Source organism: uncultured Campylobacter sp. (genome assembly GCF_937949835.1).
Classification (GTDB): Bacteria; Campylobacterota; Campylobacteria; order Campylobacterales; family Campylobacteraceae; genus Campylobacter_B.
Window position 1 is genome coordinate 1 of the sequence record NZ_CALEDC010000166.1, and the last position, 9398, is coordinate 9398.

A 9398-nucleotide genomic window follows, 5' to 3' on the forward strand; every position below is an offset into this window, starting at 1 on the left:
GAATTTCAAGAATTCCAAGAATTCCAAGAATTCCAAGAATTCCAAGAATTCCACTCAGCTCAAAAAACATAATTAAATTTTAGCAAACTCAGGACCCGATTGCTAAATTTTTATAAAATTTATATAAAAACCTTGACATCCTACCACTCAATGTTGTATAATACTGGCAGTATTACCGAAAGAGTGCTAAAAGTGAAAACGAATAAACGCGATATGATCCTGGAATCCATCATTTCCGCCTATCTCGATAGCAACACCCCGATCGGATCTTCCGAGCTGGGTGAGCGTATGGGCGTAGCGATGTCAGCGTCTAGCATTCGAATTTATTTTAAGCGCTTAAGCGACGAGGGGGCTTTGACGCAGCTTCATGTAAGCGGTGGTAGAATTCCGACGGTTGCGACGATGCAGGATTACTGGCGCGCTAGGCTTAGCTTCGACGATGAGTTAAAAATAGACGATGCTCGCGAGCTAGAAGCGGTGCTTGAGGATTTTGAAATTTACTGTATGATTTTCAACGCCGAAAATGAAGCCCTAAGCGAAGTCATCAATCACGATGATCGCTTCATAATCCTTACATTTAGAACGGATGAGATTATCTTAAAATACGATTTTAGAGTTTTTAAATTCCTATCAAATTTAATAGGAATTTCACTCGGAGATTTGGAGCTAGCTTCGATGCAGATCGGTCTGCGCGAGCTTAGCACTAAAATTAAAGAGCTAAAAAATTCTAAAATCGAATTTCTTTGTAACGAGGTCGTGGCGTATAAAATTTTCAAAGACGAGCGGTTTAAAATTTTACTCAACCCCTCGATCGCCGTAAATTTTACTAAAAATTTGATCTTCGCGCCCTACTTCGAGCACGGATTTATGGGGATCAAACGCCCCGTAAAATTCGAAGGCGAGGACGCTACGATGATCTGCGCAGGCAGCGTTTACGAGAATTACGAGAAATTTTTTAACTACGCTAAAGGAGTAGCATGAGCCATAAATTTAAAGAGCACGACGATAAAAACGCAGCGTGCGATAGTGAAGAAAAAGAGGTTTGCGAGCAGTGCGCGTCAGAAGCGAGCGAGCCGCAAGAGGCGCAGACATGCGACGATACCGATGCGCAGATACAAAAGCTTCAAAACGAGCTGAGTGAGATCACCGATAAATTTTACCGCGCCAATGCGGATTTTGAAAATCTCAAAAAACGTTTGGAAAAGGAAAACGATAGCGCTGTTGCTTACGCTAGCGAGAGCTTTGCAAAAGATCTGCTGCCGATAATCGACGCGCTTGAGGAAGCCGCCAAAATTGATGTGGAAGGTAATGAGCTTGCGGATAAAATCGAAGTTGGCGTAAAACAATGTCTAAGCCTTTTTACAAAGACTTTTGAAAAATACGGTATCGTTCCGATAGCGACGGATGCGGGATTTGATCCTAGCGTGCATAACGCTATTTCGATGATTGAAGCCGAAGGCGCTAAAAAAGGCGATATCGTTCAAGTATATCAAAAAGGCTATATGTATAAGCAGCGCGTTTTGCGCGCCGCTATGGTGGTGGTGGCGAAATGATCGCCCAAATTTTAAAATTTTAAATTCAACACAAAGGATAACAAATGGCAAAAGTCATAGGCATCGACCTAGGAACAACAAACTCGTGCGTAAGCATATTCGAGCGCGGCGAGAGCAAGATCATACCGAATAAAGAGGGCAAAAACACCACTCCGTCGGTAGTCGCTTTCACCGACAAAGGCGAGGTTTTAGTAGGCGACAGCGCCAAGCGCCAAGCCGTCACTAACCCGGAAAAGACGATCTACTCGATCAAGCGCATCATGGGTCTTATGATGAACGAGAAAAACGCGCAGGAAGCCAAAAAGCGCCTACCGTATAAGATCATCGACCGAAATGGCGCGTGCGCGGTAGAGATCGCGGGCAAGGTTTATACGCCGCAAGAAATTTCAGCCAAGGTGCTAATCAAGCTAAAAGAGGACGCCGAGGCGTTTTTGGGCGAGCCCGTCGTAGATGCGGTCATAACCGTGCCTGCGTATTTCAACGATAGCCAAAGAAAGGCGACGAAAGAAGCAGGAACAATCGCGGGCCTAAACGTGCTTCGCATCATCAACGAGCCGACCGCAGCAGCGCTTGCGTATGGGCTGGATAAAAAAGAATCTGAAAAGATCGTCGTTTACGATCTAGGCGGCGGTACATTCGACGTAACCGTGCTAGAAACCGGCGATAGCGTCGTAGAAGTTTTAGCTACCGGCGGTAATGCATTTTTGGGCGGCGATGATTTCGATAACAAGCTGATCGACTTTTTAACCTCGGAATTTCAATCTGAAACAGGCATTGACTTGCGTGGCGACGTCATGGCTATGCAACGCCTAAAAGAGGCTGCGGAAAACGCCAAAAAAGAGCTAAGCAGCGCGATGGAAACGACGGTAAATTTACCTTTCATCACTGCTGATGCCACAGGTCCAAAGCACCTGATGAAAACCATCACTAGAGCTAAATTTGAAAGCATGATCGATTCTTTGGTAGATGAGACCATAAGCACTCTCAAAAAGGTCGTAAGCGATGCAGGGCTAAGCATGAACGATATAAAAGAGGTCGTCATGGTTGGCGGCTCGACGCGTGTGCCTTTAGTGCAAGAGGAGGTCAAAAAGGCTTTCGGCAAGGAGCTAAATAAGAGCGTAAACCCTGACGAAGTCGTAGCAATCGGCGCAGCGATCCAAGGCGCGGTCATCAAAGGCGACGTAAAAGACGTGCTACTGCTCGACTCCGCTAAGCCTCGGCATCGAAACCCTGGGTGGCGTGATGACCAAGATCATCGAGAAGGGAACTACGATACCTACGAAAAAATCTCAAACCTTCTCGACAGCAGAGGATAATCAAAGCGCCGTTACGATCAACGTCTTGCAGGGCGAGCGCGAGTTTGCGAAAGACAACAAATCGCTAGGAAATTTCAATTTAGAGGGCATCATGCCAGCTCCTCGCGGCGTGCCGCAGATCGAGGTGGAATTTAATATCGATGCGAACGGAATTTTAACCGTTTCGGCAAAAGACAAGGCTACCGGCAAGGCAACCGACATCCGCATCACCGGCTCAAGCGGTTTAAGCGATGCCGAGATCGATAAGATGGTAAAGGATGCCGAGCTTCACAAAGAGGAAGACAATAAGCGCAAAGAGACCGTCGAAGCGCGCAACCAAGCCGACAGTATCGCGCATCAAACCGAAAAGAGCCTAAGCGAGATGGGCGAGAAGGTGCCGGGCGATCTACGCGCTAAGATCGAGGGCGCGCTAAATGATCTAAAAGCCGTGCTAAAGGATGAAAACGCGAGCAAGGATGCGATAAACTCCAAAGTAGAAGCCCTAAGCAAGGTCGCCGAGGATCTATACAAGGCTGCCAGCGCAAATCAGGGCGCGCAAGGCGGATCGCAAAGCTCCGGCTCAAACGGCGGTAAAAAAGACGACGACGTCATCGACGCCGAAGTCGAATAACACTCACGCAAAGTGAAATTTTATAGCCGTATGCCCGGTAGTTTTGCCTGCGCTTGAAAAGTAATTTTACCGGCGCGCGGCAGAAGCGACCCCATAAACCGTACACAAAATTTCATAGCTTCACAGACTCGGGCGTTTTTCATACGCCCGAGCTTAACTGCTACTTCAAATCAAATTCCCAACAAACTAAAATTTTGAGTCACACATAAATACTACTAAATTTTGCGCTGTATAAATATCGTTAGACATTAGAGCATATCCGAACGCGATCGAAATTTCTCCGCACCGATCTCAAATATAGCTGTAATTTTAAGCCTATTGCCTACAAACAAAGCTGCGATAAATTTAAATGTATGGCGAGGAAGTAAAAAATGTATCGTAAAAAGACACAGTAAAAAAACGCCCGCTAAATTTAGAAGCAAAAGAGCTAAATTCAAAGGCGCGTAGATTGATTTATTAAAAAGCAAAAGCCCAAAGACGGCAATTCGCCTTTGGGCTTTAAATTTAGCCTTATTTAGCTAGAGCTAATTCTTGCGAGTATTCGCATCAGGGGTGAAAAGCGGCTTATTTAGCAGCTTGAAATCGCCTACGAACTTCTGCCCCTTCTCGCTAGTGATCCATTTGATGAAGCGCTGCGCATTTTCGTAGTCGGCTTTTGGGCAGTGCTTCGGATTGACCGCGATTACGGAGTAAAAATTCTTCAGATCGTTATCGCCTTCGTTGATGATAACCATATCCGGATTTCCCTTTTTATTATCCTCGTATTTGATGTAAGTGCCGCGATCGGTGAATGTCACGCCCTTTTGCTCGGCGGCTGCGTTGATCGTAGCGATCATGCCTTGACCGGTTTGGTTATACCACGCCTCGTTTTCAGGCACGGCGCCCTCAACCTTTTTCCAAATACCTTTCTCTTTGTTATCGGTGCCAGATTTATCGCCGCGAGAGAAAAATTTAATCTTCTCCGCCTTGATTAGCTCAAACGAGCCTTTAAGGTCCTTGCCTTTAAATTTAGGCGCGATCGATTTATCGGCGATGAGGATAAAATCGTTATACATAACGGGCGTGCGATCAACGCCGAAGCCTTTTTCTACGAATTCTTTCTCGACCTTCGGCGAATGCACGAAAAGTATGTCCGCATCGCAGTTCTCGCCAAGCTTTAGAGCAGCACCTGTGCCTACCGCCGTCCATTTGATATCGACGCCGGTTTCCGCCTTATACGCAGGATAGATCGCATCTAGCAAGCCCGTATTATCGGTACTCGTTGTAGTTGCCATCACCAAATCGTTATCGGCGGCAAAAAGGCTCGCACTAAGAGCGAGCGAAACAAAAAATATTTTTTTCATGTTATCTCCTTTAAAAAATGTGCTATTATAGCATATAAATTTGGTTTATAAATATGCCAAAATAGAACATTTAGGACGTGATCTTGGACTTTATTTTAGAAGGAATTTTAAGTGCATTCGGTCTGCTTTTTAGCGGCGATGCAGAGACCTTTTCGGCGATTAAAGCGACGCTTTATACTTCGAGCATCTCGATATTTTTTGCGATTTTAATCGGCTTTCCGATAGGATTTATTCTCGGATTTTACGAATTTCGCGCTCGCAGAACGCTTAGACTTTTAAGCGACGTCGCGCTTGCGATGCCCACGGTAGCGATAGGACTGATCCTTTACGCTTTCATCTCCAGAAACGGCCCTTTTGGCGAGCTGGGGCTGCTTTTTACGCTCAAAGCCGTGATGCTCGGGCAGTTTGCGCTGGCGCTTCCCATCATCGTCTCGCTAAGCGCCAGCGTCATCGAAAATATGGATAAAAAGCACTATCTAAACATTATGAACTACCGCCTAAGCCCGCTAAATTTAATCCTTTGCGTGCTTTATGAGCTGCGCTACGCCCTACTCGTCGTCATTGCCACCGCCTACGGGCGGATAGTCGCCGAGGTGGGCGTAGCGATGATGATCGGCGGCAATATCAAATATTTCACCCGCACGATCACCACGGCGATCTCGCTTGAGACCAACAAGGGCGAGTTTGCGATGGGTATAGCGCTCGCGCTGGTGCTGATTTTGATAGCGTTTGCGGTAAATTTAGCCATCCACGCGCTAAAAAGGCTGGATCGATGAGTGCAGATAAGCTAAAGCGTCCGAGTAAGAATTTCACGGACAAAAACCGGGCGGAGCGGGAGCGCGAAAATTTTATGAGCGAAAATTTCAAGGGCACAAATTCCATAGGCGAGAATTCTACGAGTAAAAATTTTATTTCAGAAAATTCTACGAACGAGAATTCTGCTACCGAGAATTCCATTAGCGCAAATTCTGCGAATGAAAATTATACGAATGAAAATTTCGCGACCGAGAATTTCGCGAGTGAGAATTCCGCTGCCGCGCGATCTGTACCCAATAGCGAGCTGATCTCTGTGCGGGATCTAGTGCTGCGCTACGGACGGAGCGAAATTTTAAATATCCCTAGCCTCGATCTAAATACGAGCGGCATCACGGCGCTTTTGGGCTCCAACGGCAGCGGCAAATCCACGCTGCTGCGGATTTTGGCTTTTTTGCAGCGTCCGAGTAGCGGTAGCGTGGAGCTTTGGGGGCAGCAGGCGCCCTCTTTGCAGACGTTGCGGCAGATCTGTCTGCTGCTGCCCGAGCCCGTGCTTTTAAAACGCAGCGTGGAGCAAAATTTTAAATTTGCGCTCAAAAGTCGCGGCGCGCTTGCGGAATTTGACGAGCGAGTGGATGAAGCGCTCAGCCTAACGGGGCTTGATAGAAGTTTTTTATCAAAGAAGCATTTCGAGCTTAGCTCGGGGCAGACGCAGCGCATCGCTTTTGCGCTCGCTCTAGCGCAGCGCGCGAAGCTCTATCTGCTCGACGAGCCGACCAACAGCCTCGATCTTGCCGCCTCCAAGCTCTTTGCGCGCGCGATTTTATTTATGCGAAGCCGCTACGGCTGCGGTTTTATCATCGCCAGCCACGATGAGAAATGGCTCAGCGCGATCGCGCAAAGAAGCGTATTTCTGCATCGCGGCAAGATATGCGAGTTTGAATACAAAAACATCTTTGACGTGCAAAACGGAGTTTTAAAATTTTCGGATGAAATTTCGCTGCGCCTTGAAGAGGGGCTCGCACGCGCCCGCAAAATCGCGATAAATCCGAGTAAAATTTTATTATCCCAAAGCCCGTTTGAGCGCTGCTTCGCGGGGATTTTGCACTCGGTTTCGCTTCAGTACGGCTCCTCGCTACTCATCAAGATCAAGGTGGGCGACGTGCTGCTAAAATGCGTCACAGCTCAGGATGAGCGGCGCTGGAGCGCGGGTGAGAGGATCTATTTCGGATTTGAAAACGGCGCGTTTTTAGGGCTGGAGTAATTCTGCGCGAAGTGCGGATAAGCTTAATTTTGCTTTTAGAATTTTATTCGGGCGGCACTAATATTATTTCTGCCTCAAATTTTTACTGCGAACCATCTAACGCGGCATACCCGGCGAAACAGAGCGCAAAAATTTGCGTCTTGAAATTTTGAAATTTATAGACGCAAATTCTACCGAGCGGCGCAGCGCGGAATTTTAAAACTCTAGACGCGGAATTTAAAATTCTAAATTTTAACTCTGTGGAATTTACTTGTAAATTTACGGGCAGAATTATACCTTACTCCGCGAAACGTGCCGTTGATTTAGCCTACAGTACAAAGGCGAAATGATAGCAAGAATTCCGCGGCGCAAAACCAGCGTAAAATTCCAAGCAGACGGCGTGGAATTCCGATAAAATTTAAAAACAGCGCGGAATTTTATAAAATTTCGCGAGCTCAAAAAAGTGGCAGAGCTTTAAGCTCACGCCGCTTAAATTTTCCCGCCGAACATCTCATACATCGCCTTTTCCTCGCCCCAAAGCTCGCGGTGCTTTTTGATGCAGGATTTTATCGCGCCCACTAGATAATGCACGTCTTGCTCGGTGTGCGTGTAGTGCAGGCTCACGCGCACGAAGCCGGGCTTGCTTTCCGGCATGCGCCCCTCCTTGATACCCAGCAGATCGTGAGCGTACGGCCCCGCGCACATCACGCCCGCGCGCGTCTGGATACCATAGTCGTTGCTAAGGCTCGCGGCGAAATCATAAGCCGATACGCCGCGCACGTTAAACGAAATTATCGGTAGCCGCGGCGCGCCCTTTGGAGCGTAGTTTATGATCTCGTCAATGCCCGCTAGCTCGCTCTCAAAAAGCCGCGCGAGCTCGTCCTCGGCGCTTTTTATTTGCTCGAAGCCCACCTCGTTTCGCAGCGCATAAGCCAAATTTGCCCGCATAAGCCCGATGATAGGCGGCGTACCGCCCTCCTCTAGCTGCTCGGGGTTTTTCAAAAACACGTGCCCTTCGCGGCTGGCGTAGGCGACCGTCCCGCCCGCAGCAAATGTCGGCACATCACCGCTAAGCAGCTCTTTTTTGATCGCCAAAAGCCCGCAGCTAGCAGGTCCGCCGAGTAACTTATGCGGCGAGAGGAAAATCGCGTCAAAGTAGTCGCAATCTAAATTTGCGTGCGAGCTCAGCGCCGCGCAGTCAAAGGCGACGATGCCGTCCGCGGCCCTGATTAGCTCGCTAATCTTTTTATAGTCGCTTACGACGCCCGTGACGTTTGAGGCGGCGCTAAACGAGCCGATGATGCGGCGTGTTGCGTTAAGCTTTAGGATGCGCTCAAGCGCTAGCAGATCGATCTCGCCCGATTCGCTAAGCGGCACGCGCAGGTAGTCGCAAAGCCCCTCGCGAAAGCTAAGCTCGTTTGAGTGGTGCTCGTATGGCGAAACGAGCACGAGCGGAAGCTGCGCGGCTCGTAAATTTGCCTCGCCAATCGCGCTTCTAGTCGCAGGCGGCAGGTAGATGCCGAGCAGCTCCTGAAATTTCTTGATCGCGGCCGTCGCGCCCTGTCCGCAGGCGATGAGACAAAACCGCTCGTCAAGCCCTAGCAGCTTTTTTAGGCTCTCTCGCGCGCCCTCGTAGCGCCGCTGCGTGATGATGGCGCTGGAGCTACTGTCGGAGTGAGTGTTGGCGTAGGTTTTGAGGACGTCCGCTATCTCGCGCTCTACGGGCTCATAAGCAAGCCCCGAAGCAGTGTAGTCAAAATAATGCACTCCCGGTTTTAGGATGATATTTTTTCGAATTTCGTCTAAGCTTAGCATTCGCGGCCTTTAAAATTTAAGTGATTAATTATAGTGAAATTTGGATTAATTTAAAGCTTTACGGCCTCGGATGGGAGGAATTTTGGCAAGAATTTTAGAATTACTTTGTCTATAATTCTCGGGGTTTTATACTATTCAATCTTAACTTTGCCATTGTATTTCTCTCCTTATTTGAAATTATTATTGCTATTTGTTTGTATCAAGCTGCGTATTTTCATCTAAGTTTACTACCGTTTCGGTATCGCCATTTTCAAAGTAACTCTTCAAATATGCCAATACCATCTCGAATTCTTTTTCACCGCTTCGCCAAGCTATAAATTTTTTGGTATCTTTAAATGTAGAATTTGCATCAGGGCAATGCTTATCATAAAATTCTTTTTTCATAGGCCTTAGTCTTTCAAATCTCTCTTTCGAAATAGGGACGGTATATCGTTCAGATATCTGATTGATTCTTTCTACTCCTCTGCAATATGATTCATATGTATTACGCAGAAAAAATTCTCTATCGCTATAGCATTTATCATATTCTATTTTAAGCAGTTCCCTGGGAGGCTGCCCTTTGACATTATACTTTAAAAGTAAATCTAGCATTTTTTCATAATGCGGCACATAATCAAATAATCTATAATATGTATAATAGTATCTAAACTCCTCTATATAAAATTTCTGATAGCGTTCTTCTTCCGTATTCTTCTTTGTCGCTAATATGCTTTCCTCAGGGACTATATCCGTAAACTCATCGCTTGTTATTACATTCTCATTATT

At 47.1% G+C, this 9398-nt stretch carries 6 protein-coding genes and 2 pseudogenes; 5 read left to right on the forward strand and 3 right to left on the reverse strand.

Features of this window, described 5'->3' with window-relative positions:
* Window positions 1-192: 192 nt before the first annotated feature.
* The 3 genes and pseudogenes from Q0256_RS03580 to dnaK all read left to right on the forward strand — a co-directional run bounded on the left by Q0256_RS03580 (window position 193) and on the right by dnaK (window position 3479).
* A complete protein-coding gene (locus tag Q0256_RS03580) occupies window positions 193-981 on the forward strand; it encodes an HrcA family transcriptional regulator (protein ID WP_297949967.1) in 789 nt (262 codons plus the stop codon).
* Complete coding sequence (locus tag Q0256_RS03585) at window positions 978-1553, forward strand: nucleotide exchange factor GrpE (RefSeq protein ID WP_297960115.1); 576 nt, start codon at window positions 978-980, stop codon at window positions 1551-1553. Before Q0256_RS03580 ends, Q0256_RS03585 begins: the two co-directional genes overlap by 4 nt.
* 44 nt (window positions 1554-1597) lie before the next feature.
* Window positions 1598-3479, forward strand: a pseudogene (gene dnaK, locus Q0256_RS03590) (molecular chaperone DnaK).
* A gap of 524 nt (window positions 3480-4003) precedes the next feature.
* Here dnaK and tupA read toward each other — a convergent pair.
* Entirely contained in the window at window positions 4004-4822 is an 819-nt protein-coding gene (gene tupA / locus Q0256_RS03595) for a tungstate ABC transporter substrate-binding protein TupA (RefSeq protein ID WP_291937738.1), read from the reverse strand.
* An 83-nt stretch (window positions 4823-4905) separates the two neighbouring features.
* On the opposite strand from tupA, the gene tupB reads away from it, so the two are divergent.
* Together tupB and tupC are read left to right on the forward strand one after the other, a co-directional pair.
* Entirely contained in the window at window positions 4906-5598 is a 693-nt protein-coding gene (tupB, locus tag Q0256_RS03600) for a tungstate ABC transporter permease TupB (RefSeq protein WP_297960117.1), read from the forward strand.
* Window positions 5595-6839, forward strand: coding sequence for a tungstate ABC transporter ATP-binding protein TupC (gene tupC, locus Q0256_RS03605; protein WP_297960119.1), 1245 nt, complete (start codon window positions 5595-5597; stop codon window positions 6837-6839). Before tupB ends, tupC begins: the two co-directional genes overlap by 4 nt.
* 468 nt (window positions 6840-7307) lie before the next feature.
* Here tupC and Q0256_RS03610 read toward each other — a convergent pair whose 3' ends face one another.
* Both Q0256_RS03610 and Q0256_RS03615 read right to left on the reverse strand, forming a co-directional pair.
* Entirely contained in the window at window positions 7308-8633 is a 1326-nt protein-coding gene (locus tag Q0256_RS03610; protein WP_297960121.1) for an aminotransferase class V-fold PLP-dependent enzyme, read from the reverse strand.
* A 186-nt stretch (window positions 8634-8819) separates the two neighbouring features.
* Window positions 8820-9398: pseudogene (locus tag Q0256_RS03615) on the reverse strand (hypothetical protein); the annotation flags it as partial.